This is a genomic window from Pseudomonas sp. SWRI50 (assembly GCF_014269095.1).
GTDB lineage: Bacteria > Pseudomonadota > Gammaproteobacteria > Pseudomonadales > Pseudomonadaceae > Aquipseudomonas > Aquipseudomonas kermanshahensis.
On record NZ_JABWRW010000003.1, the window covers coordinates 131802 to 155808 of the forward strand.

Annotated in this window: 21 protein-coding genes; 6 read left to right on the forward strand and 15 right to left on the reverse strand. The window is 64.3% G+C overall.

From position 1 onward, the window contains the following. Nucleotides 1-28: 28 nt before the first annotated feature. The gene (locus tag HU750_RS04440; protein WP_186677231.1) at nt 29-4786 is read right to left on the reverse strand and encodes a dermonecrotic toxin domain-containing protein; all 4758 of its coding nucleotides are present in this window, start codon (nt 4784-4786) and stop codon (nt 29-31) included. A gap of 188 nt (nt 4787-4974) precedes the next feature. On the opposite strand from HU750_RS04440, the gene HU750_RS04445 reads away from it, so the two are divergent. Then, nucleotides 4975-5394, forward strand: coding sequence for a phasin family protein (locus tag HU750_RS04445; RefSeq protein WP_027592419.1), 420 nt, complete (start codon nt 4975-4977; stop codon nt 5392-5394). 10 nt (nt 5395-5404) lie between these two features. Continuing rightward, a complete protein-coding gene (locus HU750_RS04450; RefSeq protein ID WP_186677233.1) occupies nt 5405-6187 on the forward strand; it encodes a phasin family protein in 783 nt (260 codons plus the stop codon). Nucleotides 6188-6309: 122 nt separating this feature from the next. Here the strand turns inward: HU750_RS04450 and HU750_RS04455 are convergent, their stop codons facing one another. The 14 genes from HU750_RS04455 to gshB all read right to left on the reverse strand — a co-directional run bounded on the left by HU750_RS04455 (nt 6310) and on the right by gshB (nt 20336). Further along, complete coding sequence (locus HU750_RS04455) at nt 6310-6924, reverse strand: TetR/AcrR family transcriptional regulator (RefSeq protein WP_027592421.1); 615 nt, start codon at nt 6922-6924, stop codon at nt 6310-6312. Between the two features lie 13 nt (nt 6925-6937). Further along, on the reverse strand, nt 6938-8620 hold the full coding sequence (gene phaC / locus HU750_RS04460; RefSeq protein ID WP_186677235.1) for a class II poly(R)-hydroxyalkanoic acid synthase: 1683 nt from the start codon (nt 8618-8620) through the stop codon (nt 6938-6940). 61 nt (nt 8621-8681) lie between these two features. Then, nucleotides 8682-9533, reverse strand: a complete 852-nt coding sequence (phaZ, locus tag HU750_RS04465) for a poly(3-hydroxyalkanoate) depolymerase (RefSeq protein ID WP_099430640.1) — start codon at nt 9531-9533, stop codon at nt 8682-8684. Nucleotides 9534-9596: 63 nt separating this feature from the next. Beyond that, the gene (phaC, locus tag HU750_RS04470) at nt 9597-11276 is read right to left on the reverse strand and encodes a class II poly(R)-hydroxyalkanoic acid synthase (RefSeq protein ID WP_186677237.1); all 1680 of its coding nucleotides are present in this window, start codon (nt 11274-11276) and stop codon (nt 9597-9599) included. Nucleotides 11277-11629: 353 nt separating this feature from the next. Next, nucleotides 11630-12007 carry a gamma-butyrobetaine hydroxylase family protein gene (locus HU750_RS04475; RefSeq protein ID WP_099430638.1) on the reverse strand — a complete coding sequence of 126 codons (378 nt, stop codon included), beginning with the start codon at nt 12005-12007 and terminating at the stop codon, nt 11630-11632. 182 nt (nt 12008-12189) lie between these two features. Beyond that, nucleotides 12190-13533, reverse strand: coding sequence for an ATP-dependent protease ATPase subunit HslU (hslU, locus tag HU750_RS04480; RefSeq protein WP_099430637.1), 1344 nt, complete (start codon nt 13531-13533; stop codon nt 12190-12192). A gap of 73 nt (nt 13534-13606) precedes the next feature. Continuing rightward, complete coding sequence (hslV, locus tag HU750_RS04485; protein ID WP_003249309.1) at nt 13607-14137, reverse strand: ATP-dependent protease subunit HslV; 531 nt, start codon at nt 14135-14137, stop codon at nt 13607-13609. 234 nt (nt 14138-14371) lie between these two features. Then, nucleotides 14372-15643 (reverse strand): dihydroorotase, encoded by a 1272-nt coding sequence (locus HU750_RS04490; protein ID WP_027592427.1) that lies wholly within the window; start codon nt 15641-15643, stop codon nt 14372-14374. Continuing rightward, entirely contained in the window at nt 15640-16644 is a 1005-nt protein-coding gene (locus tag HU750_RS04495) for an aspartate carbamoyltransferase catalytic subunit (RefSeq protein WP_027592428.1), read from the reverse strand. Before HU750_RS04495 ends, HU750_RS04490 begins: the two co-directional genes overlap by 4 nt. 12 nt (nt 16645-16656) lie before the next feature. Then, nucleotides 16657-17175, reverse strand: a complete 519-nt coding sequence (pyrR, locus tag HU750_RS04500) for a bifunctional pyr operon transcriptional regulator/uracil phosphoribosyltransferase PyrR (protein ID WP_027592429.1) — start codon at nt 17173-17175, stop codon at nt 16657-16659. 46 nt (nt 17176-17221) lie between these two features. Next, nucleotides 17222-17647, reverse strand: coding sequence for a Holliday junction resolvase RuvX (ruvX, locus tag HU750_RS04505; protein ID WP_027592430.1), 426 nt, complete (start codon nt 17645-17647; stop codon nt 17222-17224). Further along, nucleotides 17647-18216: a YqgE/AlgH family protein gene (locus HU750_RS04510; protein WP_027592431.1), complete on the reverse strand. Its 570-nt coding sequence runs from the start codon at nt 18214-18216 to the stop codon at nt 17647-17649. The genes ruvX and HU750_RS04510 overlap by 1 nt, the downstream gene beginning before the upstream one ends. 169 nt (nt 18217-18385) lie before the next feature. After that, the gene (locus HU750_RS04515; RefSeq protein ID WP_027592432.1) at nt 18386-19291 is read right to left on the reverse strand and encodes an energy transducer TonB; all 906 of its coding nucleotides are present in this window, start codon (nt 19289-19291) and stop codon (nt 18386-18388) included. Between the two features lie 91 nt (nt 19292-19382). After that, on the reverse strand, nt 19383-20336 hold the full coding sequence (gene gshB, locus HU750_RS04520) for a glutathione synthase (protein WP_186677239.1): 954 nt from the start codon (nt 20334-20336) through the stop codon (nt 19383-19385). A gap of 232 nt (nt 20337-20568) precedes the next feature. On the opposite strand from gshB, the gene HU750_RS04525 reads away from it, so the two are divergent. Genes HU750_RS04525 through HU750_RS04540 form a run of 4 tightly spaced genes read left to right on the forward strand, consistent with a single transcriptional unit; the run spans nt 20569 to nt 24005 of the window. Further along, nucleotides 20569-20970: a response regulator gene (locus HU750_RS04525; RefSeq protein WP_027592434.1), complete on the forward strand. Its 402-nt coding sequence runs from the start codon at nt 20569-20571 to the stop codon at nt 20968-20970. A gap of 46 nt (nt 20971-21016) precedes the next feature. Then, complete coding sequence (gene pilH / locus HU750_RS04530; protein ID WP_099455550.1) at nt 21017-21382, forward strand: twitching motility response regulator PilH; 366 nt, start codon at nt 21017-21019, stop codon at nt 21380-21382. Continuing rightward, the gene (locus tag HU750_RS04535; protein WP_186677241.1) at nt 21379-21933 is read left to right on the forward strand and encodes a chemotaxis protein CheW; all 555 of its coding nucleotides are present in this window, start codon (nt 21379-21381) and stop codon (nt 21931-21933) included. The genes pilH and HU750_RS04535 overlap by 4 nt, the downstream gene beginning before the upstream one ends. Before the next feature lie 47 nt (nt 21934-21980). Next, the gene (locus HU750_RS04540; RefSeq protein ID WP_189662490.1) at nt 21981-24005 is read left to right on the forward strand and encodes a methyl-accepting chemotaxis protein; all 2025 of its coding nucleotides are present in this window, start codon (nt 21981-21983) and stop codon (nt 24003-24005) included. Nucleotides 24006-24007 lie beyond the last annotated feature (2 nt).

Sequence of the window (24007 nt, forward strand, 5' to 3'; positions counted from 1 at the left end):
CACCAGGGCTGTGCTGTTGACCGGCCCGTCAGTGGGCCGGAAAGGGGATGATGCCCTCTATCTGGTCCAGGCGCAGGTCGCCGCGGTAGATGGCGATCCGTTCAGCCGCTGTATGGGCGTGCTCTAGCCTGACCTCGCGCGCCTTTTCGGCCCTGCTGGCACGCGCGGGGCGCGGCTCCCAGTGCTTCAGGTGGCCTTTGACGAAGGTGCGGGGCGCCGCGTCGGCGCTGCGGTAGTGGAAGTGAGCCTCCCACAGCACCGCATTGGGCACCTGCACGTCCTTGATCTGGTAGACGTCCAGGTAGTCGTTGGCAGTGCGCAGCGGCTTACGCGATGTGCTCAGGGCGATCTCTATCCGCTGTTGCTGATACAGGTAACGTAACGCACTGCTGTCCGGGTGGCGGGTGTTGAGGTAGGCGTCGGTGAGCAGTCGGCGTTTTTCGGTGTTCAGCGAGGCGATGGCATCGCGCAGTTGACTCGCCAGGCCTTCGGACGCCCGGTCATCGGCAGCGCTTACGTGCTGCTCGACCCTGCGCATGTCCTCGATCTGCCAATCCATGAGGTCGGCCAGGCTGTTCGGCTCGTTCGCGTAGCGCGCTGCCAGCGCGACCCGGTCATTCACGTGCGCCAGCAGGTGTTGCGCGCGACTGCGCAGCTGTGCGGTGTCTTGCGCGGCGGGGCGCTCCTCGCCTGGGACTTCGAACCATTGGCCATTGCGCCGCTCATAGGCGCCCCCAGGTTGCTCGGTGGCCGGGTTGCGCTGAACGGCATGATCGCCTTCCTGGTCACGTTCGACCAGCACCGAGCGCCCTCGGGAGGTTCGGATCAGGGTGCGTTTGCCGGCCCTGACGCGGTGGGTCAGCTGTCGCGCAGGGGACGATGAGCCCTGCTCGGCATTCATCAAGGCGGTGCTCAAGTCGGTTTCTGCCAGGCGTTCCAGGCCCGTCATCGCCTCGATGTAGGCCTGCAGCATCGTGGTGTCCACGGCGGGTGCGGTGAACGATTGCATGTACCTGGCCCTGCCGATGACGGCCCGGTAAACGCGCAGGGCGTTGCCCAGCACCTCCGCTTGTTGGTCGGCAGGCAGGTTGGCAGAGGCAACGCCATCGTGGCTCCACAGCGCTGCTGACAGGTCCGTGTCGCTCAGGCTGTTTTGCAAGGGCAGCAAGTCAGTGGCCGCTTCGGCAGTGAGCAGGGTCTTGTCCAGTGTCAGGTAAGCCAGGTCGCTGACAATCTGTGCGCGGACGATCAACGACGAGTAAGGGCGCAGCTTGATGGCGCGTTCGATCTTGGCTTTCTTGTCTGGGTAGGCGATTCGGGCATCGCTGAGCACGTCGGAAAGCGTTTTATCCAGTCGCTCGCTGACCACGAGCAGGCGGCGGCTGACCTTCAGTGCGTCTCGGGTCGATTCGCGAAATACGGCGTGTCGGCCCCTCTGCTCGTCACTGTCTGGCACCCCACGCAAGCCCACTGATTGCTCCTGCAAGTGTTCGTGGTCGACCAGTTCGAGCAGGCGCCGCACCAGCAGCATGTCATTGTCGATGGCGGCTTCTGTCCAGTTGCTGAGCCGACGTGCAGTGGCGCCCGAAAGGTCGTACTTCAGGTAGCGAGGCTCGAGCATCTGCCGGTAGAGGTCGGCGTTGGCATGCAGCAAGCTGGCCTGCTTTTCGAGGTACAGCGACCCTGCGGCGATCTGCGGTAGGTGCTGCCTGCGCATTTCCAGCACTGCCTGGCGCTGCACCCGGAGCGCCGGTGGAAGTGCCTTGACGTCGGGGTTGGGCAACGCTTTGAACGCCAGGCTGAACGCAGCCGCCTCGTCGTCAAAGGCTTCAAGCTCGATGCGGTTGCGCTCCATGAAGGGCTCGAGCTGGGTCAGTTTGTCCTGGTTGGCTTGACCGGTCGTTTGCAGTGCATCGTAGTGCTGGCGATTCTGCGCGGTGACGGCTTCGCGGGTTCTTGGCATGCCGCCGGCCAAATGCAGGTCCAGGACCCATTCGTCATTCCAGCGCCGCAGCCAAGGGCCTTTACTGCGTTCGCGTCCGACGATGTAATAGCCGTCGGGCGCGCCGCCCCAACGTGTGTGCCATTCGCCCTGGCTGGTGTCCGGGCCGATGATCTGGATTCCGCCCCAGGTTTCCTGCACCTCGTAGGCCACGTCCTGCAGGTTCACGTAGAGCCGCTCTTGCACCTTGTACAGCCCGCGCAGGCGGCCTTGTGTTTCAGCCGCATGGCCTTGCAGGGAAACGCCTGCGCGCAGTTCGCCCAGGCGCTGGCGGGCATGGGAGGGCAAATTGCCCACCCGCTGGCTGTTGTGCCAACGGCTCACGCTGACGTGGCCGGGGCGTTGCGCCTGATGGGGTTCGGCCCAGTCCGCTGTTTTGGGTGCCTCAACGGTTACCGGCGTGGAGGGTGCTCTGCGGGCGGGGCCCTCCAGGGCCATGGCGTCCACCGCTGCCGAGCTGACCCCCGCATGCGTTGGGGCTGTGGGGCCCTGCATCAACAACAGGGCCAGGTTGGTCAGCACATCTGCCGCTGCCAAGGCCTTTTCCTCTGCGCTGCCATCGGACAGGGCGGGCAGGTCATCCTTGAGCGTTGCCACGGCGGCGACCAGCCAGGCCAGCATGGCCGCAGGGCCACGCAGCAGGGGCGTGACCGTGTTGAACAGAACCCAGCCGCCCTGCACGATCAAGGCCCAGCGCTGTTGCGCATTCGAGCGGCTCTGCCGGGAGGCCAGCAGTAGCATTGTCTGAATGCGTGCGTTGTAGAGGTGGTTGTCCAAATCTTCCAGCCAAGGTGTGTGAACGGCTGTAACAGGGACCCTGAGGCGTTCCAATAGGGTGTCTACCAACGCCGACTGCGTGCCAATCAAGTGCGCCAGGACCGACAGGCGGCTATGCAGGTGCGGCCGTTCGAATCCGCCGTGCTGGTAGATGCCCCTGGCGTCGTCATCCATCCAGGCCAGCAGCTGTTGCTGCAACGCCTGATCAGCCCGTATCTGCGCCATCAAACTGTCCAGGCTGGCAAACTCCGCCACGGCGTCATCCGCGAACAGGGGGCGATACAGGACCCAGCGCTGGTTGGCCTTTACCTTGATCAGGAACATGCCATGCACCGTGTTGCCTTCAGAGGCACCCGGTGCAGGCAGAAACGCCAGCGGCGAAATGCTGAGCGCTTCAGGTGACGCGTGATTGGCACGGCAGAAATCGACGATTGCCTGGCAGGCCTGTGCGCTGAGCTTGGCTTCGATCCTGGCCCTGAGCGCGGCGAACTGCAGGGTGCTGCGCCATTCCGTGGCATGGCGCTGGAGGCGGCTGGCCTTGAGCGTGGCGTCTTGCAGTTGGTGGGCGACATAAGCGGGGTAATGCCCGCCGACATCCACGGTCGAGATCAAGCGGTTGACGTAATCCAGGTTCAGCCAGCTGCCCAGAGGCCGTGCGTGGATGTCGAGCAGGCCGGACGCCACTTCGTCGCTGCCCGTGTGCAGGCGTGCAATGGCCAGTTCCGTCAGGGTCATGCTTTTCAGGTAATTCAATTGCGCGGGGCCGGACGACGACAGCGGTACCACCACCGAGATCTGCACGAGCAGCTGGTCGGGGTCCTGTGGTGTTTCGGCTGGGAAGTCCGCGTGCATCTGTTCGCGCAGCCGGCGAGCGGCATAGCGGCCCAGGGGTTCTATCGCATCGAGGGACGTCCTGCCCTGGGCGTGGGCCTGGCTGGCGGCGAGCTCCAGCAGGGCTTCGGCGTACAGTAGGTGGCCGGTGCTGTCTGCTTGACTCAGCCAGGTGGGCAGGCTTAGCAGTGGCTGCTCGGTGCTTGGCAGGGGCAGGTCGAGGAAATGGGACGAAGGGTCGCTCAACGTGCTGAAGGCCTCCTCAAGCGCGTGGACGCTGGTGAGCGTGGACAACCGCAGGCGGCCGACCCTGTCGAGGATGCCATTGAGTAGTTCAGTGGACTGGAACGCGAACGGGTCTGTGTTCAGCGGTTGCTGTGCCCAGCGCAGCGTGTCGAATTGATACTGCTGCGCCAGTGCGTCGCGAAGGGCCTCGGCGAAGGCCGCAAGGTCAACGTAGCTGCGCACCGTGCCTGAAGGTTTGCACCACAGCACGATCCCGGCTTCGGCGATGATCAACAGGTCCGGTAAGGCCTGGGGTGGATGCTCATCGAGGGTGACCTGCAGCCGGTTGATCGCCAGTGCGCTGGCAGTGCCGTTGACCACGCCATACAGCACGGCTTTCACCGGTTCGGACAAGCCCTGCCGTTCCACGCCTAGCAGCAGGGCGGCCTTCAAGGTCTGCGCCAACCTGTGCACATGGGACAGGCCCGATGTGGCGTCGCTTGCAGCCCAGAAACCAATCTGCGCTTGCTGAAAGGCTTCGGTCAGGGCCGCTAACAGTTCATCGAAGTCGCGGTTGAGGTTGGCCATGTTCAGGCTGACTTCGGGCTGGGCGTTTGGGCCGACACCTGCCGCCTGCGGCAGAAAGGGCAGGGGCGGCGCAATGCTGAGCACGTCTGTGCGCGTGAGGGCCATACCTTTGCCCGTCAAAAAATGGTCGAGCAGGGTGTTTACCAGGGAGACCTGTGCCGGTTGCTTGCCTGCGCTGTGGATGAGCGTGAAGGGCTCGAGGGACTGCAACTGCGGGTGGTTGCGGGTGATCCAGGGGTAGCGGTTGGCCAGGATCGTCAAGCCGGCCTTGGCAACCACCTCGCGCAGCGTGGGGCGTTGGGCGAATTGGCTGGCTACCCGTTGCTTGAACGTGGTGGGTTGCAGGGGCGGGGACGCAGGCATGAGGTGTGAGCTCCGGTGGCGGGAATGCTCGCACGCTAGCGCCGATGCCTGCGGCGGCGGCGGTACATGTTTGGCCCCCTTATGCCGCGTGAGCTTAGGGTGAGGTTTCTAATTTTCTTCCCTACCTTATGCTCAAGCCCAACCTCCATGGGCAGTTCCTCTCCACTCATGAGCATGAGGTACAGAGCATGGCCAAAGTGAATGTGAAGAAAAAGGACGACGCCCCAGGCACCCTGGGCGAAGTGCGCGGTTATGCGCGCAAGATCTGGCTGGCAGGTATCGGCGCCTATGCCCGCGTCGGCCAGGAAGGTTCCGAGTATTTCAACGAGCTGGTCAAAGCCGGCGAAGGCGTTGAAAAACGTGGCAAGAAGCGCATCGACAAAGAGCTCGATGCGGCCAATAACCAGCTGGATGAAGCGACCCAGGAAGTCAGCCGCGTACGCGGCAAGGTCGAAGTTCAACTCGACAAGATCGAAAAAGCTTTCGACGCACGGGTTGGTCGCGCCTTGAATCGCCTTGGCATTCCGTCTAAACATGACGTTGAGGCGTTGTCCATCAAGCTTGAACAGCTGCACGAGCTGCTTGAGCGCGTCGCGCACAAACCATAAGGAGAGCAGGATGGCTGGCAAGAAGAATTCCGACAAAGAAAGCAGCTCCTGGGTCGGCGGGATCGAGAAGTACTCCCGCAAGATCTGGCTGGCGGGCCTGGGGATCTATTCGAAGATCGACCAGGACGGCCCGAAGCTGTTCGATACGCTGGTGAAGGACGGCGAGAAGGCCGAGAAGCAGGCGAAGAAGACCGCCGAAGACGTGGCTGATAGCGCCAAGGCTTCGACCACGTCGCGCGTGTCCGGCGTGAAAGATCGCGCGCTGGGCAAGTGGAGCGAGCTTGAAGAAGCCTTCGACAAGCGCCTGAACAGCGCCATTTCGCGCCTGGGCGTACCAAGCCGCAATGAGATCAAGGCGCTGCACCAGCAAGTGGACAGCCTGACCAAGCAGATCGAGAAACTGACCGGTGCCTCGGTCACGCCGATCTCCAAGGCGGCTGCGAGCAAAGCCGCTGCCAAACCACTGGCCAAGGCGCCTGCCAAACCTGCTGCGAAAACCGCAGCAGCCAAGCCGGCGGCCAAAGCGGCTGCGGCAAAACCAGCGGCTAAACCTGCTGCGAAAACCGCTGCTGCCAAACCCGCTGCCAAACCCGCTGCCAAGCCTGTTGCGGCCAAGCCTGCAGCGGCGAAGAAACCGGCAGTGAAGAAGGCCCCGGCCAAACCGGCCGCCGCCAAACCGGCAGCACCTGCGGCCAGTGCGGCACCGGCTCCGACTGCTGCAGCGCCAGCGCCAAGCGCGGCCCCGGCCAGCAGCACACCGTCGGCAGCGACCGGCACCGGGACCCTGATCTAGTCCCGCGTCGCCTTCTTCGCGGGGCAAGCCCGCTCCCACAGATTCAGCTCAGCTTGCAAACCCTGAGCTGGGTCTCTGTGGGAGCGGGCTTGCCCCGCGAAGAGGGCACCGCCGATGCGGCACTACCCCTCCAGATACCGCACCGCCAACTGCTCCGCCGCCGCCCGGGCCTGGGCCTGCAGGTGCGGCGCCACCAGCATCATCACCTGGTACACCACGATCCCCACATCTCCCTCCCGCCCCAGCACGCGCTGGTAATCCAGCGAGAACATCAGTGTCAGGGTGATCTGCTCCACCAACTGCCCCAGCGCCTGGGTTTCGCTCACTACTTGCCCCTGGCCCTTGAGGCTGGCCAGCAACGCGGCAAGGGTTCGCTTCAGTGCGTTGATCAGGCTGCGCATGCCGCGGGCCAGCTTCGGCAGGCGCCCGGTCAGGTTGGACAGGTCCTGGAACAGGAAGCGGTACTGGGCCATGCGCTCGACGATCAAGTGCAGGAACAACCAGTAGTCCTCGGCCTCCAGGCGCACTTCAAGCGGTGGGTCGAGCAGCGGCATCAGCGCCTCTTCGAAACGCTCGAAAAGCCCCAGCACCACAGGTTCCTTGCCATGGAAGTGGTAGTACAGGTTGCCAGGGCTGATGCCCAGTTCGTTGGCGATCTCCAAGGTCGAGACATTCGGTTCGCCTTGCTGGTTGAACAGTTGCAGGGCGCATTCAAGGATACGGTCGCGGGTCTTCATCCGGGCGGTGTGCTCATCGGGTCAGGACATAGGTGCCTGGCGCAGGGCCCAGCGGCGGATAGGTGGTATTGCCAAGCGTGGTGCGTGGCGCTTTCAGCGGGCCGGAGCGCGGGGTGACCCACTCCAGCCACAATGGCCACCAACTGCCTTCGCTGCGTTGCGCGTCGTGGAACCAGGCACGCGGGTCGCTGGACAGCTTCGGGTTGGCCAGGTAGTAGGCCTTGGGGTTGCCAGGTGGGTTGATGATGCTCTGGATATGCCCGCTGTTGGCCAGCACGAAGCGTCGGTCGCCGCCTAGCAGCATGGCTGAGCGGTACACGGCATCCCACGGGGTGATGTGGTCGTTGCTGCCGGCCACGGTGAAACTGTCGAGGTCGACCTGCTTTAGGTCGATGGGCGTGCCACACACCTCAAGGCCTGCCGGGTGGGTCAGCGGGTTGTGCTTGAAGAAGTCCAGCAGGTCGCCATGCAGCGCCGCCGGCAGGCGTGTGCTGTCGGCGTTCCAGTAGAGGATGTCGAAGGCGGGCGGGGTCTTGCCGAGCAGGTAGTTGTTGACCCAGTAGTTCCAGATCAAGTCATTGGGCCGCATCCAGGCGAAGATCCGCGCCACCTCGGCGCCGTCCAGCACACCGCGCTGGTACGAGCGGCGCTTGGCCGCCTCGATCGTCTGCTCGTCGGCGAACAGGCTGGCGGGGCTTTCGAACTTGCTGTCCAGCAAGCTGACCAGGTACGTGGCGCTGCGCACTCTGCGCAACTGGTGCTTGGCTTGCAGGTGGCCTTGCAGCGCTGCCATGGTCAGCCCGCCAGCGCAGGCGCCCATCAGGTTGGGGTCGCGGTTGCCACTGATGCTGCGGCACGCGTTAAGCGCTTCTTCCAGGGCCTGAACGTAGCTCGACAGCCCCCACTCGCGGTGCCGTGGGTCGGGGTTGCGCCAACTGACCATGAACACCTGCAGGCCGTTCTTGAGCATGTACTGGACAAAGCTGTTGGTCGAGCTGAGGTCGAAGATATAGAACTTGTTGATCTGCGGCGGCACCACCAGCAGTGGGCGGGCGTGCTGTTTTTCGCTCATCGGCTGGTACTGGATCAGCTCCAGCAGTTCGTTGCGAAACACCACGGCGCCGGGGGTTGCCGCGACGTTGCCACCCACTTCGAAGGCGCGTTCGTCCACCTGGCGAGGCAAGCCATCGTTGTGGCGCAAGTCGTCAAGCAAGTGCGCCACGCCACGCACCAGGCTTTGCCCGCCGGTGTTGAGCAGCTCCTTCACGGCCAGTGGGTTGAGCAGCGAATTGCTGGGCGCCAGGGCATCGTTGATCAGCGTGAACAGAAACTGCGCGCGGGCGCGGTCATCGTGGTCCAGGTGGCTTTCATCGATCCACAGGCGGGTCTGCTTCTGCCAGGCCAGGTAGGCTTGCAGGCCGCGCCGGTAGAACGGGTTCTGGCTCCAGGTGGGGTCGCTGAAGCGGGTGTCTCGCGGGCTCGGCTGGTAAGGGGTGTCGCCGAGCATCACGCGGCCCAGCTGGCCACTCAGGGCCAGTAGGTGGCGGGCTGTATGCAGTGGGTTGCGCAAGCCATGACGGCCGACACTGCGCAACGTGGAAATCAGGTCGCGCCCGCGCAGGCCGAGGATGGCGTTTTGCACGTTCATGCTGGTGGCGGGAAGCGTTGGCGTTCCTTTGGCCGGTTTGTCTTTCATGGCAACACTCCCTCGTCTTGACCCTTGGCGCCTGCTGGCCCCGTCGCGGGCGAACCCGCCCCTATACGCCCGAAGCCGGGCGCGGATGCATGACCGCGCGCTGACGCTCTTGCTGGAGGAACTTCATGATGATCGGGGCGACGGCCTCGGCCCGGGTGATCAGAAACAGATGGCCGTCGTCGATAATGTGTAGCTGGGCATTGGGAATCCGCCAGGCCAGCAGGCGCATGTTGATCAGCGGGATCAACGGGTCGTCGTCGCCAGCCAGTACCAGGGTGGGCTGCTGGATCTTGTGCAGCCAGTGAATGCTGGTCCAGCCAAGCCCGGCGAACAGTTGCCAGTAATAGCCCAGCTTGCCGCCGGAGCGCACCTTGGCTGCGTGTCGCATGGCCAGGTCTGGGTCGCGGCGAAAGCCACCGCCGTAGATCAGCGGGGCGATGCGGATGACATGCGAAGGCTGGATGTAGCGCCGGGGGCTGGCCATCATCCACAGCACCTTGGGCTTGCCCGGCACCATCACCGCGCCGGCAGCCGTGGCGGCCAGCACCAGCTTCTTGCAGCGCTCGGGGTAGTCGTGGGCAAACTGCTGCGCCAGGGCGCCGCCCCACGACACGCCGATCACATTCACCTGGCCGTAGTCGAGGTAATCGAGCATGCGTGCCGTGAGCTTGGCCAGCCCCGGAAAGCGATAGGGCTGGCGTGGCGTCGACGAGCCGCCTACGCCCGGTACGTCGAAGGCGATGACTTCCAGGTCCGGGTCCAGCGCTTCGATGAACGGAAACACCAGCTCCAGGTTGGCGCCGATGCCGTTGAAGATCAGCAGCGGCGTCAGGTGCGGCTTGCCCGGGCGCACGGCAGTGCGGATGGACTGGTTGTCCAGTTCGACGGTCCTGAAGATATAGGGTGACGGCATGCGCGTGGCTCTGTGGTGAAGTGAACACCGTGGCCCACCCGCAGGTGGCCACGGCGCTGCAACTCAACGTTCGTGAACGTAAGTGCCCGGAGATGCCTCGCCAGCGGCATAGGCGCGGTTGCCCAGCCGGGTTGGCGCTTTTTTCAGGTCGCCGGCACGTTCGCCCAGCCAGTTTTGCCAATGCAGCCACCAGGAGTCGGCATGCTTGGTCGCGTTTTCCTGCCAGGCCACGGGGTCGCCCGGGCGATCGGCGCCGGTCATGAAGCGCGCCTTGGGGTTGCCCGGTGGGTTGAGGATGCTCTGGATGTGGCCGCTGTTGGACAGCACGAACTCGATCTTGCCGCCAAACAGGTGCGCCGAACGGTAGCAGGACGGCCACGGGGTGATGTGGTCGTTGGTGCCGGCCAGGCTGTAGATGTCGCAGGTGACCTGCTTCAGGTCGATCGGCGTGCCGCACACTTCCAGTGCACCGGGGCGGGTCAGTGGGTTGCTTTTGAACATCTCGATCAGGTCGCCGTGGAAGGCGGCCGGCAGGCGCGTGGTGTCGTTGTTCCAGAACAGGATGTCGAACACCGGCGGCTCGTTGCCGAGCAGGTAGTTGTTGACCCAGTAGTTCCAGATCAGGTCATTGGGGCGCATCCAGGCGAACACCTTGGCCATCTCGCTGCCTTCGAGCACGCCGGCCTGGTAGGAGTGGCGCTTGGCGGCTTCGAGGGTCTGTTCATCGACGAACAGCGCGACCTGGGTGTCCATGGTGGTGTCCAGCACGCTGACCAGCAGGGTCAGGGCATTGACCTTCTTTTCGCCCAAGGCGGCGTAATGGCCCACCAGGGCAGTGCAGGTGATGCCGCCGGAGCAGGCGCCGAGCATGTTCAGGTCTTTGCTGCCGGTAATCGCCAGCACGGCGTCGACGGCTTCCTTGAGCGCATCGATGTAGGTCGACAGGCCCCACTCGCGCTGGGCCTTGGTCGGGTTGCGCCAGCTGATGATGAAGGTCTGCTGTTGTGCGCGCAGGCAGAAGCGCGCCAGGCTTTTTTCCGGGCTCAGGTCGAATACGTAGAACTTGTTGATTTGCGGCGGCACCACCAGCAGTGGCCGCGCGTGCACCTGCTCAGTGATGGGGCTGTACTGGATCAGCTCCAGCACGTCGTTGCGGAACACCACGGCGCCGTCGCTGGTGCCCAGGTTCTTGCCCACTTCGAAGGCGTCCATGTTCACTTGGCTGGGCATGCCACCGTTGTTGACCACGTCCTTGGCCAGGTTGGACAGGCCATCGAGCAGGCTTTTGCCACCGGTTTCGAAGAAGCGCTTGACCGCGGCCGGGTTGGACAAGGTGTTGGTCGGCGCCATGGCCTCGGTCATCAGGTTGATGACGAACTGCCCGCGGCTGATGTCCTGGGGTGACAGGTCGCTGTTGCCGATCCACTCCTGCAGCTCCTTGCGCCAGGCCAAGTAGGTTTGCAGGTAGCGGCGGTAAAGGGGGTTGTTGCTCCAGGCCGGGTCGTTGAAGCGGCGGTCGTCGCTTTCGGGGGTGAGGCTGGATTTGCCCAGCAGCACGTTCTTCAGCTCCAGGCCGAAGTGCGCCACGTGCTTGGCGCTGTGCAAAGGTTGGCGCACGGCCTGGCGCAGCACGGTGCGTGCCGAGCTCAACAGGTCCTTGCGGCGGATGCCGATGACCGGGTTCAGCCCCAGGGTGTTCTCTGAGGCCTGCCGCTGCAACTCATCGTTGTTCTTGTTACTCATCTGCGACGCTCCGTTGTCCAGAGACGAGTACCGGTTGCCTGTGGCGCTTGCACAGTCCAGAGCCCGGTACTGCTACTCGGGTGACCAGTGATAAGGAACAGCGGTGCTGCGGGCCGGATGCATTCGGCGATGAGCTGCGGGGAATTCTGCGTGTGAAGACAGCCTGCTTTCGCTCGCGACCTCTACATACCGGCCAGGCCCTGATTGCCTTCAAGGCGATGCAGGGAACTTGCCAGCTCCATTGGTTACCCGACTTTCATGTAATGCGCAAGACAGCCCGTCACTGAGCTGCCTGTAGGGGCATTCAAGCAGATGAGATTAGAAAATGCGCTCTAAACGTTCGAGGGCTTGCGCTAGAGCATGAGTTTCACGACCGATTCGGCCGGGTCGCGGGATTTTCCGGCCTTGTGCAGCTCGTCGAGGTACTCGGCCCACAGCTGTTCCTGGCGCAGGCACAGTTGCTCGAGGTACTCCCAGGTGAACAGGCCGCTGTCATGGCCGTCATCGAAGGTCAATTTCAGTGCATATTGGCCGGCGGGTTCGAGGCCAGCGAGGCCGACGTTGACCTTGCCAACTTGCAGGATGGGGTTGCCGTGGCCCTGGACCTCGGCGGAAGGGGAGTGCACGCGCAGGAATTCGGCGGGCAGGTGGTAGACCTCGTTGGGGCCGTAGGTAAGGCTCAAGGTCTTGGAGGCTTTGTGCAGGTTGATGGCGGTGGGCAGACGGGCCATGGGCTGAATCTCTCGGGAGCTGATGCTGCAAGCTTCCAGCTTCTGAGGGAGGGATTCAAGCTTGATTGGGGCTGCTTTGCAGCCCATTCGCGGCACAAGGCCGCTCCTACAGGTACACCGCTGCATTCAGTGTAGGAGCGGCCTTGTGCCGCGAATGGGCCGCAAAGCGGCCCCATACGGTCTTACAGGATATAGCGCGACAGGTCTTCGTTCTGCGCCAGCTCACCCAGGTGGCTGTTCACATAACCCGCATCGATCTGGATCGGCGTTTCATCGTGGGTGCTGGCCAGGTCACCGGCACTGAACGACACCTCTTCGAGCAGGCGCTCGAGCAGGGTGTGCAGGCGGCGGGCACCGATGTTCTCGGTTTTCTCGTTGACCTGGTAGGCGATCTCGGCCAGGCGCTTGATACCGTCGGTGAGGAACTCGATGTTCAGCCCTTCGGTTTTCAGCAGTGCCTGGTACTGCTCGGTCAGCGAAGCGTGCGGCTCCTGCAGGATGCGTTCGAAGTCTTCTGGGGTCAGTGCCTTGAGTTCGACACGGATCGGCAGACGGCCCTGCAGCTCAGGCACCAGGTCGCTTGGCTTGCTCAGGTGGAACGCACCCGAGGCAATGAACAGGATGTGGTCGGTCTTGACCATGCCCAGCTTGGTGTTGACGGTGCAGCCTTCGATCAACGGCAGCAGGTCGCGCTGTACACCCTCGCGGGACACATCGGCGCCGCCGACATTGCCACGCTTGGCCACTTTGTCGATTTCGTCGATGAACACGATACCGTGCTGTTCAACGGCTTCCAGGGCCTTGGCCTTGAGTTCTTCTTCGTTGACCAGGCGGCCCGCTTCTTCTTCGCGGACCATCTTCAGCGCTTCCTTGACCTTGAGCTTGCGCGCCTTGCGCTTGCCCTTGCCCATGTTGGCGAACAGGCTCTGCAGCTGGTTGGTCATCTCTTCCATGCCAGGCGGCGCGGCGATTTCGACACCTACGGCGTCAGCCACTTCGATCTCGATTTCCTTGTCGTCCAGTTGGCCTTCGCGCAGGCGTTTGCGGAACAGCTGGCGGGTGTTGGAATCGCTGCTGGTCTGCGCGGCTTCTTCGCTGAAGCTGGTGACCCGCGCCTGCGGCAGCAGGGCATCGAGGATGCGGTCTTCAGCGGCATCTTCGGCGCGGTGGCGCACGCGGATGATTTCTTGCTCGCGGAGCATCTTCAGCGCGGCATCGGCCAGGTCACGGATGATCGATTCGACATCACGGCCGACGTAGCCGACTTCGGTGAACTTGGTCGCTTCGACCTTGATGAACGGCGCGTTGGCCAGCTTGGCCAGGCGACGAGCGATTTCGGTCTTGCCGACACCGGTCGGGCCGATCATCAGGATGTTCTTCGGGGTCACCTCGGCGCGCAGCTCGGTCGGCAGTTGCATGCGCCGCCAGCGGTTGCGCAGGGCGATGGCCACGGCGCGCTTGGCGTCGTCCTGGCCGATGATGTGGCGGTTGAGTTCGTGAACGATTTCGCGGGGGGTCATGGACATGATGAAAATGGTCCTCAAGCAGAGCAATCAGTGTGGAAAAGTCCCGCCCTGGGCGGGACGCCAAAACAACTGATCAGTCGGCCAGGTCCTGCTCCTCGATGGTCAGGTTGTGGTTGGTGAATACGCAGATGTCACCGGCGATGTTCAGCGCGGTCTCGGCAATTTCGCGGGCCGAGAGGTCGGTCTTGTTCAGCAGGGCGCGGGCGGCGGCCTGGGCGTAGGCGCCACCGGAACCCATGGCGATCAGGCCGTCTTCGGGTTCGACCACATCGCCGTTACCGGTAATGATCAAGGATGCGTCCTTGTTGGCCACGGCCAGCATGGCCTCCAGGCGGCTCAGGGAGCGGTCGGTACGCCATTCCTTAGCCAGCTCGACGGCGGCACGGACCAGGTGGCCCTGGTGTTTCTCCAGTTGGCCTTCAAAGCGTTCGAACAGGGTGAAGGCATCGGCAGTGGCACCGGCGAAGCCTGCAATGACCTGGCCGTGATACAGGCGACGGACCTTTTTGGCGTTGCCTTTCATCACGGTGTTGCCGAGGGAAACCTGGCCGTCGCCGCCCATGACGACTTTGCCGTTACGGCGGACAGAAACGATGGTGGTCAAGGGGAGAGTCTCCACGCAGCGGGGCGAAAGTGCCTGATGCAGACTCATATGGGGGTGGGGGGAAGGATTTCAACCTTGGGGGATGAGCGGTTGAGCTTGGCGGGCACATTTGTGCTGGCTCATTCGCGGGGCAAGCCCGCTCCCACAGGTTCTGCGCTTGCCTTGATGATTGCGAAGGTCCTGTGGGAGCGGGCTTGCCCCGCGAATGGGCCGCAGAGCGGCCCCTGGGGTTACTCAGGCCTCGTGGCAGACGTGCCCATCGACCAAGGTATAACGCACAGCGCCAGGCAGGCAGTGGCCGATGAACGGGCAGTTCTCGCCACGGGACAGCCACTGTTCGCCGGCAACGGTCGAGGCTTTCGGATCGAACAGCACCAGGTCCGCCGCGCCACCTACCTTCAGTTCACCCGCCGGCAGGCGCATGGCGGCAGCCGGGCCGCTGGTCAAGCGTGCCAGCAAGGTCGGCAGGTCGAGCAGGCCGTCTTCGACCAAGGTCATGGCCAGTGGCAGCAGCACTTCGACACTGCTGATACCAGGCTCCGTGGCACCGAAGGGCGCCAGCTTGGCATCGCGCTCGTGCGGCTGGTGATGGCTGGAGATCGCCTGGATCACCCCCGACTTGACGGCCGCGCGCAGGCCGTCGCGGTCGGCGGCGGTGCGCAGCGGTGGCTGCACGTGGTACAGGCTGGAAAACTCGCGCAGTGACTCATCGGTGAGAATCAGTTGGTACAGCGCCACGTCGGCGGTCACCGGCAGGCCCAGTTCCTGGGCCTGGGCGATCAAGCGCGCGCCGCGGGCGCTGGTGATCTGGGTGAAGTGCGCCCGCACGCCGCTCTGTTCGACCAGCAGCAGGTTGCGCGCCAAGGCCACGGTCTCGGCAGTCTCCGGGATGCCCGGCAGGCCGAGGAAGCTGGCCATGGCGCCTTCATGGGCCAGGCCACCTTGAGACAGGTCGCGGTCCTGGGAGTGGAACACCACGGTCAGGTCGAAGGTGGCGGCGTACTCCAGGGCACGGGCCAGGGTGCGGTTGTTGGGGATTTGCTGCAGGCCATTGCCGAAGGCCACGCAACCGGTGTCGCGCAGGGCCACCAGCTCGGCCAGTTGCTCGCCTTCCAGGCCCTTGGTCAGGGCGCCGATCGGGTAGACCTTGCTGTTGCCGGCTTCACGGGCACGGTCGAGGATCAGCTCGGCCACGGCCGAGGTGTCCAGCACCGGTTTGGTCTGCGGCGGGCAGCACAGGCTGGTCACACCGCCGGCCACGGCGGCGCGGGTTTCGCTGGCGATGTTGCCTTTGCGGCTGTAGCCCGGCTCACGCAGAGAGACGTCGAGGTCGACCAGGCCAGGCGCTGCAATCAGGCCATCGGCCTGGATCGTGCGGCTGGCGCTGAAGCCGGCCGGCGCTGCGCCGATGGCGGCAATGCGGCCGCCGTCCAGGTGCAGGTCGGTGATCTGGTCCAGGCCGCTGTTGGGGTCGATGACCCGGGCGCCAAGAATACTGATGCTCACAGGGCGTTCTCCTGGTCGAGTTGGCGTTGCGCGTTTTGCCCGCTCATGGCCATGGACAGCACGGCCATGCGCACGGCGATGCCGTACGTCACCTGGTTGAGGATCACCGAGTGCTTGCCGTCGGCCACTGCCGATTCGATCTCTACACCGCGGTTGATCGGGCCAGGGTGCATGACAATGGCATCGGGCTTGGCACCGGCCAGGCGTGCGGTGGTCAGGCCGAACAGGCGGTAGAACTCGCCCTCGCTGGGCAGCAGGCCGCCGGCCATGCGCTCACGCTGCAGGCGCAGCATGATTACCACATCGACGTCTTTCAGGCCTTCGGCGAGGTCGGTGTAGACCTTCACGCCGTATTGCTCGATGCCGATCGGAATCAGGGTTTTCGGGCCGATCACGCGGATGTCCGGGCAGCCCAGCGCCTTGAGCGCGAGCATGTCGGAACGCGCCACGCGCGAATGCAGGATATCGCCGACGATGGCGACAGACAGGTTCTCGAAGCTGCCCTTGTGCCGACGGATGGTCAGCATGTCGAGCATGCCTTGGGTCGGGTGCGCATGGCGGCCATCGCCACCGTTGATCACGGCCACATCTGGGCACACGTGCTCAGCAATGAAGTGTGCGGCGCCCGAATCGGAGTGGCGCACGACGAACATGTCGGCAGCCATGGCTTCCAGGTTGCGCAGGGTGTCGAACAGGGTTTCGCCCTTGCTGGTCGAGGAAGTCGACACGTTCAGGCTGATCACGTCGGCAGACAGGCGCTGCGCGGCCAGTTCGAACGTGGTGCGGGTACGGGTCGAGTTCTCGAAGAACACGTTGCAGACGGTCTTGCCGCGCAGCAACGGGACTTTTTTCACGGCCCGGGCACCGACTTCCAGGAAGGAGTCGGCGGTGTCGAGGATCTCGGTCAGCAGTTCGCGGGGCAAACCGTCGAGCGAGAGAAAGTGGCGCAGCTGGCCCTGATCATTGAGCTGCAGCGGGCGCTTGGCGTCGATTGGCGTCATCGCGGGGGACTCTTAAAGGGCGGAAGCGGAGGCGAGGTCCTGGCGCTCGAGGGCGAGCGGTGCGGGTCCGGTCAATTTTACCCGTTCATGGGCTGCCAGCGACAGGGTGGCACCCAGCACATTGGGGCGAATCGGCAGCTCGCCGGCATCCAGGTCGAGCAGGCAGACCAGGGTGACGCTGGCCGGGCGGCCGTAATCGAACAGCTCGTTGAGCGCGGCCCGGATGGTGCGACCGCTCATCAGGACGTCGTCGATCAGGACCAGGTGCTGGCCTTCGATTTCGAACGGCAGCTCGGACGGGCGTACTTGCGGGTGCAGGCCGTTCTGGCTGAAGTCATCGCGGTAGAACGACACGTCCAGGGTGCCCATGGGGCTGGTATCGCCCATTTCTTCCTGCAGGGCCTGGGCGACCCAGACGCCGCCCGTGCGGATGCCGATGAAGCGCGGCTCGGTGATAGCACGGCGGGCCAGGTGGGCGCGAAGGTCGACAGCCATCTGCCGGATCAGATCGGCGGGATTGGGTAGGCTCATTGCGTGCTCCTCGGGGGCCGCCGGCTCTGCCCGGCGGCAAAGATGATCAGGTATTGGCCTCCAGCCAGCCTTGCAGCAGCAGGGCGGCGGCAATGGCATCGACCGGGTTGTCGCGGTAGCTGCCGCGCTGGCCACCGCGGGTCAGGCGTTCGCCTTTAGCCTCGAAGGTGGTCAGGCGTTCGTCGTGGGTGTGCACGGGCAGGTTGAAGCGGCCGTTCAGGCGCCGGGCGAATTTCTCGGCGCGCGCGCTCATCTCGCTGGGGGTGCCGTCCATGTTCAGCGGCAGGCCGACGACGATGGCGTCGGGTTTCCATTCAGCGACCAGTTTTTCCACCTGGGCCCAGTCCGGCACGCCGTTCTGCGCTTTCAGGGTGCACAGCTCGCGGGCCTGGCCAGTGATGACCTGGCCAACCGCCACCCCGATCTGTTTGGTGCCGTAGTCAAAGCCCAGCAGCAGGCGTAGCTCGGCCATCAGGCGTGGCCCGCCTGGCTGGTCAGCAGGCTGAGGTTGATGCCCAGGCTGGCGGCGGCGGCGTTCAGGCGCTGGTCGCTGGCGAGGCCGAAGATGATCTCGGGGTCGAACGGGCAGTTGAGCCAGGCATTGTCAGCCAGCTCGGCTTCCAGTTGGCCGGCTTCCCAGCCCGCGTAGCCCAGGGTAATCAGGCTGTTTTGCGGCCCCACGCCCTCGGCAATGGCAAACAACACGTCCTGCGAGGTGGACAGCGACAGGCCCTGCAGTTCGACGGTGGCCTGGTAGGTGCACTCGCTGGAGTGCAGCACGAAGCCGCGATCGGTTTGCACCGGCCCGCCCTGGTAGATCGGCACGTGCAGCGTGCTGGCCGGGGGTTCGTCGTCCGGGCGCAACTGCTCGAGGATGTCGGCCAGGCTGAGCTCCTGCGGTCGGTTGACCACCAGGCCCATGGCGCCATTGGCGTTGTGCTCGACGATGTACGTGAGGGTCTGGGCAAAGTTCGGATCGGCCATGTGCGGCATGGCGATCAGGAACTGATGCTTGAGGTAGCTCGGGGCGAGGGTTTTCATGGGGGATAGTGTGGCGCCAGGTGGCGAGGCTGACAAGGTGGTTTATGTGTCGCCTGTACCGGCCCTTTCGCGGGCAAGCCCGCTCCCACAGGTGCGACGCTAGACTTGGAGGCTACACAGTTCGGGTGGGAGCGGGCTTGCCCGCGAAAGGGCCAGTACAGCCAGCAAATCAGTTACTGGACAACCGGTCCCCACGGGCAAAGCGCCAGGTACGGATGATCTCCAGCCGGTCGAATTCCGCCAGGTCCCCGGTAAACGGCGCAAACGGCGCCGCCAGCCTGACAATACGTTGCGCCGCTTGGTCCAGCACCGGTTGCCCGGACGATTCCAGCACCAGCACTTCGTACAGCGAGCCATCGCGGTTGATCGAGACCATCATGCGCAAGTTGCCGTAGATCTGCTGGCGCCGCGCTTCGTCAGGGTAATTGAGGTTGCCCACCCGCTCGACCTTCTTGCGCCATTCTTCCTTGTACCAGGCGCCCTTGTCGCGCATGGTCGAGGCGGCGTTGAGGCGGTGGATGCGCGGGCGTTTGGCATACAGCTGCTGTTCATTGGACAGCTCTGCCTCAAGGCTGGCGATCTGGCTGGACAGCTGCGAGCTGTCAAAATCAGGCGTGGGCGTTGCAGGCTTTGGCTGCGCCTTGCTTTCCTTGGGCTTGGGCTCGACTTTGTGAGGCTTGGCGGCCTTGGTCACCACGGCCGACTTCTCAGGCGTGGGCGGCGGCGCGACCTCGGGCTTGGCCGCAGGCGGTGGCGTGACCTTGTTGATCTTGCTGTCCTGGAAGGGGGCGAGTTCGGTGGTCTTGGGCACCGCCTTCTTCTCCAGGGTGCCGCTGCCTTGCTGGTTGTCCTGAGCCTGGAAATCGGCCTTCTCGGGCGCTTTCTCGCTTTTGAAGGTGGCCAGGGTGATGTCCATGGTATGGCGGATTTCAGCCGGCTTGACCACGGTAAAACCGACGCCAAGGATCAGCGCCAGGTGCACCAGGGCAGCCAGGAACAGGGTAAAGCCGAGCCGGTCCACCGGGCGAACGCGCGGTGGCAGCAGGTCGGAGGGGATGTCAGCGGGCAGCGTCATCAGGTATCCAGCAACCGCGGGGCGGGGCAGCAGGCCAAGTAAAAAGGACCCGCATCATACCCCACTCCGCGATTGTGCCGCGCGTTGCCGGTCAGCGCGCCTTCAGCTGGCGATCAATGGCGTCCATCAATTGCCCGCCGATGTCGGTGTTGAAGGCGTTGTCGATCTCGCGAATACAGGTTGGGCTGGTGACATTGATTTCAGTGAGGTGCTCGCCAATCACGTCCAGGCCAACGAACAGCAGCCCTTTCGCGCGCAGGGTCGGGCCGACCTGGGCGGCGATCCAGCGGTCACGTTCGGTCAGCGGGCGCGCTTCGCCACGGCCACCGGCGGCCAGGTTGCCGCGGGTTTCGCCACTGGCCGGGATGCGCGCCAGGCAGTAGTCGACCGGCTCGCCGTCGATCATCAGGATGCGCTTGTCGCCGTCCTTGATCGCTGGCAAGTAGGCCTGCGCCATGATCTGCTGCGCGCCCAGCGCGGTCAGGGTTTCGAGGATCACCGACAGGTTGGGGTCGCCGACCCGGTGGCGGAAGATCGAAGTGCCGCCCATGCCGTCCAGCGGCTTGAGGATCACGTCACCATGCTTGGCCGCGAATTCGCGAATGATGTCCGGGCGGCGGCTGACCAGGGTCGGTGGCGTGCACTGCGGGAACAACGTGGCGAACAGTTTTTCGTTGCAGTCGCGCAGGCTCTGCGGGCGGTTGACCACCAGCACGCCTTCGGCCTCGGCCTGCTCCAGCAGGTAGGTGCTGTAGACGAACTCCATGTCGAACGGCGGGTCCTTGCGCATCAGGATCACGTCCAGCTCGGCCAGGGGGCTGTCCTGCTCGTCGCCCAGCTCGAACCAGCGCGCCGGGTCGGCGAACACTTTTAGTGGGCGCATGCGTGCACGGGCCTTGCCTTCGCCCTGGTACAGGTCGCGCTGTTCCATGTAGAACAGGCTCCAGCCGCGTGCCTGGGCGGCCAGCAGCATGGCCAGCGAGCTGTCCTTCTTGTAGGAGATGGACGCGATGGGGTCCATGACAATGCCGAGGCGAACGCTCATGGGGTGGTTCCTCTTGGCGGCGCGCAGCCGCGATGGATCGAAAGAAAAGTGGCTCAGGGTGGCGCCGGGAGCGCCGATGGTCAAGGGGCGCAGCAGATGGAATGGCTACCCGGAGTGTGCTAAAAATGCGAGGCACAATGCTGCGCAAACCTGTAGGAGCGGCCTTGTGTCGCGAAAGGGTCGCAACGCGGCCCCAGCAATTCTGGCCTGAGCAGCGACGGTAGCCCAAGTGATGGAACAACCCCTGAAGGTCATGGTGATCGACGACTCACGCACGATCCGCCGTACCGCGCAGATGTTGCTCGGCGAAGCGGGTTGCGAGGTGATTACCGCCAGCGATGGTTTCGATGCCCTGGCCAAGATCGTCGATCACCAGCCACGCATCATCTTCGTCGATGTGCTGATGCCGCGCCTGGACGGTTACCAGACCTGCGCGGTGATCAAGCACAACAGCGCTTTCAAGGACATACCGGTGATCCTCCTGTCGTCGCGCGACGGCCTGTTCGACAAGGCCCGCGGGCGGGTGGTGGGCTCCGACCAGTTCCTCACCAAGCCATTCAGCAAAGAAGAACTGCTCGAGGCGATCAGGGCCCATGTGCCTGGTTTTGCCGAACACCAACAACACGCACCCTGACCGCGTCCGCCATGGCGCGGTCTTACTTTCCTGATGGGGAAACAGCATGGCCCGAGTTCTGATTGTCGACGACTCGCCGACAGAGATGTACAGATTGACCGAATGGCTGGAAAAGCACGGCTACCAGGTGCTCAAGGCCAACAACGGTGGCGATGGCGTGGCCCTGGCCCGTCAGGAAAAGCCCGACGCGGTGCTGATGGACATCGTCATGCCCGGCATGAACGGCTTCCAGGCCACCCGCCAGCTGAGCAAGGACAAGGAAACCAGCGCCATTCCGGTGATCGTGGTAACCACCAAGGACCAGGAAACCGACCGTATCTGGGCGACGCGCCAGGGCGCGCGCGACTTCCTGACCAAACCGGTCGAAGAAGACGCACTGATCGCCAAGCTCAAAGAAGTGCTGGGGGCTTGACCACCCGCCCTCATGGCGCGTCGCTGACCGCCTTCGAGTTGCTGCTGGACATCGACCGGCGCTGCCGCCTGCTGGTGGCGGACCAGCCCCCGCAGGACACCCGCCTGCAAGAGTGGAGCGGGATCGGCTTTCGGATCGCCGGGCAATGGTTCGTCGCGCCCATGGGCGAGGTGGCCGAAGTGCTGCGCGAACCGCGCAGCAGCCGTGTTCCTGGGGTTCAGCCTTGGGTCTGCGGAGTTGCCAATTTGCGCGGGCGGTTGCTGCCGGTAATGGACCTGAGCAGCTTCTTCGGGCTTGGCCCGGCCGCCCCTGGCAAGCAGCGGCGGGTGCTGGTGCTGGACCATGAGGACCTGTTCGTCGGCCTGCTGGTGGACGAAGTACTGGGGCTGCAGCACTTTGCCCTGAGCAGCCTGGAACTGTCGCCCCCGCAGCCATTGATCCGCGCGGCCGCCCGCTTCGTGCAGGGGCACTTCCCGCGTGAACGCAATTGGGCAATCTTCAGCCCCTTCGCCTTGGCCCAGGCGCCGGGCTTTCTTGATGTGGCGTTATAGGACCTGCGAACGTGAACAAGCCTGCCACCAGCGCTACCGCAACGCCCATGGCTCCGCGTACGCGCAGCATCGCGCAGATCACCGTGCTGTTTTTGGTGCTGATCCTGTCGATCATCCTGTTGTTCGCCAATTTCGCCTACCTGAGCACCCAGTCCAACTACGACAAACAGTACATCGGCCATGCCGGTGAGCTTCGCGTGCTGTCCCAGCGGATTGCCAAGAACGCCACCGAGGCGGCGACGGGCAAGGCCTTGGCGTTCAAGCTGCTGTCGGATGCGCGCAACGATTTCGAGCGGCGCTGGAGCTACCTGCGCGAAGGTGACACGTCCACCGGCCTGCCAGCGGCACCGGCCACGGTGCGCGATGAGATGGAAGCCGTCCGCCAGGACTGGGAAAACCTGCGCAAGAACACCGATACCATCCTGGCCAGCGAGCAGACGGTGTTGTCGCTGCACCAGGTGGCGGCGACGCTTGCCGAGACTGTGCCGCAGTTGCAGGTCGAATACGAAAAAGTGGTCGAAATCCTGCTGCAGAGCGGTGCCCCCGCCAACCAGGTGGTCGTTGCCCAGCGCCAGTTGCTGCTGGCTGAGCGCATCCTCGGTTCGGTCAACACGGTGCTGGCCGGTGACGACACCGCGGCCCAGGCCGCCGATGCCTTCGGCCGCGATGCCGGGCGTTTTGGCCAGGTGCTGGAGGGCATGCTCAACGGCAACCCCGCGCTGCAGGTGACCCGCGTCGAGGACGCCGATGCCCGGGCGCGGCTGGCTGAAATCGCCGAGCTGTTCCAGTTCGTGGCCGGCTCGGTGGACGAAATCCTCGAAACATCGCCCGAACTGTTCCGCGTGCGTGAAGCTGCGGGCAACATCTTCAGCCTGTCGCAAACCCTGCTCGACGAGGCCTCGCACCTGGCCAACGGCTTCGAGAACCTGGCCGGCGGGCGTACCCTGGACACGGTCGGCGGCTACGTCCTGGGCCTGCTGGCGCTGGCCTCGATCATCCTCATCGGCCTGGTCATGGTGCGCACCACCAACCGGCAACTGCGCGAGACCGCGGAGAAGAACGAACGCAACCAGCAGGCGATCATGCGCCTGCTCGACGAGATCGAAGAGCTGGCCGATGGCGACCTGACCGTCACCGTGTCGGTCACCGAAGACTTTACCGGCGCCATCGCCGACTCGATCAACTACTCCGTCGACCAACTGCGCGACCTGGTCGCTACCATCAACCACAGCGCCGTGCAGGTGGCCGCTGCCGTGCAGGACACGCAGAACACCGCGCGTCAGCTGGCCAAAGCGTCCGAGCACCAGGCCGCGCAAATCAGCGAGGCGTCCGAGGCGGTGGGCGACATGGTCGAATCGATCGACCGGGTGTCGGCGCATGCCTATGAGTCGGCCAAGGTGGCCGAGCGCTCGGTGGCGATTGCCAACAAGGGCAACGAGGTGGTGCACAACACCATCAACGGCATGGACAACATTCGCGAACAGATCCAGGACACCGCCAAGCGGATCAAGCGCCTGGGTGAGTCGTCCCAGGAGATCGGCGACATCGTTAGCCTGATCGACGACATTGCCGACCAGACCAACATCCTGGCCCTCAACGCCGCGATCCAGGCCTCGCTGGCCGGTGAAGCCGGGCGGGGCTTTGCGGTGGTTGCCGACGAAGTGCAGCGCCTGGCCGAGCGTTCGTCGTCGGCCACGCGGCAGATCGAGGCGCTGGTGCGCACCATTCAGGCCGATACCAACGAGGCGGTGATCTCCATGGAGCAGACCACCGCCGAAGTGGTACGCGGCGCGCGCCTGGCCCAGGATGCCGGGGTGGCGCTGGCGGAGATCGAAGGGGTGTCGCAGAACCTGGCCGAGCTGATCCACAGTATTTCCGACGCGGCCCAGTTGCAGACGTCCTCTGCCGGGCAGATCTCCCACACCATGGCCGTCATCCAGCAGATCACCGCGCAGACGTCTGCCGGGTCCGGCGCCACTGCCGACAGCATCCGCCACCTGGCACGCATGGCCAGCGAGATGCGCCGGTCTGTTTCTGGTTTCACCCTGCCGGCACCTGCCGAGCCGCGCTGAGG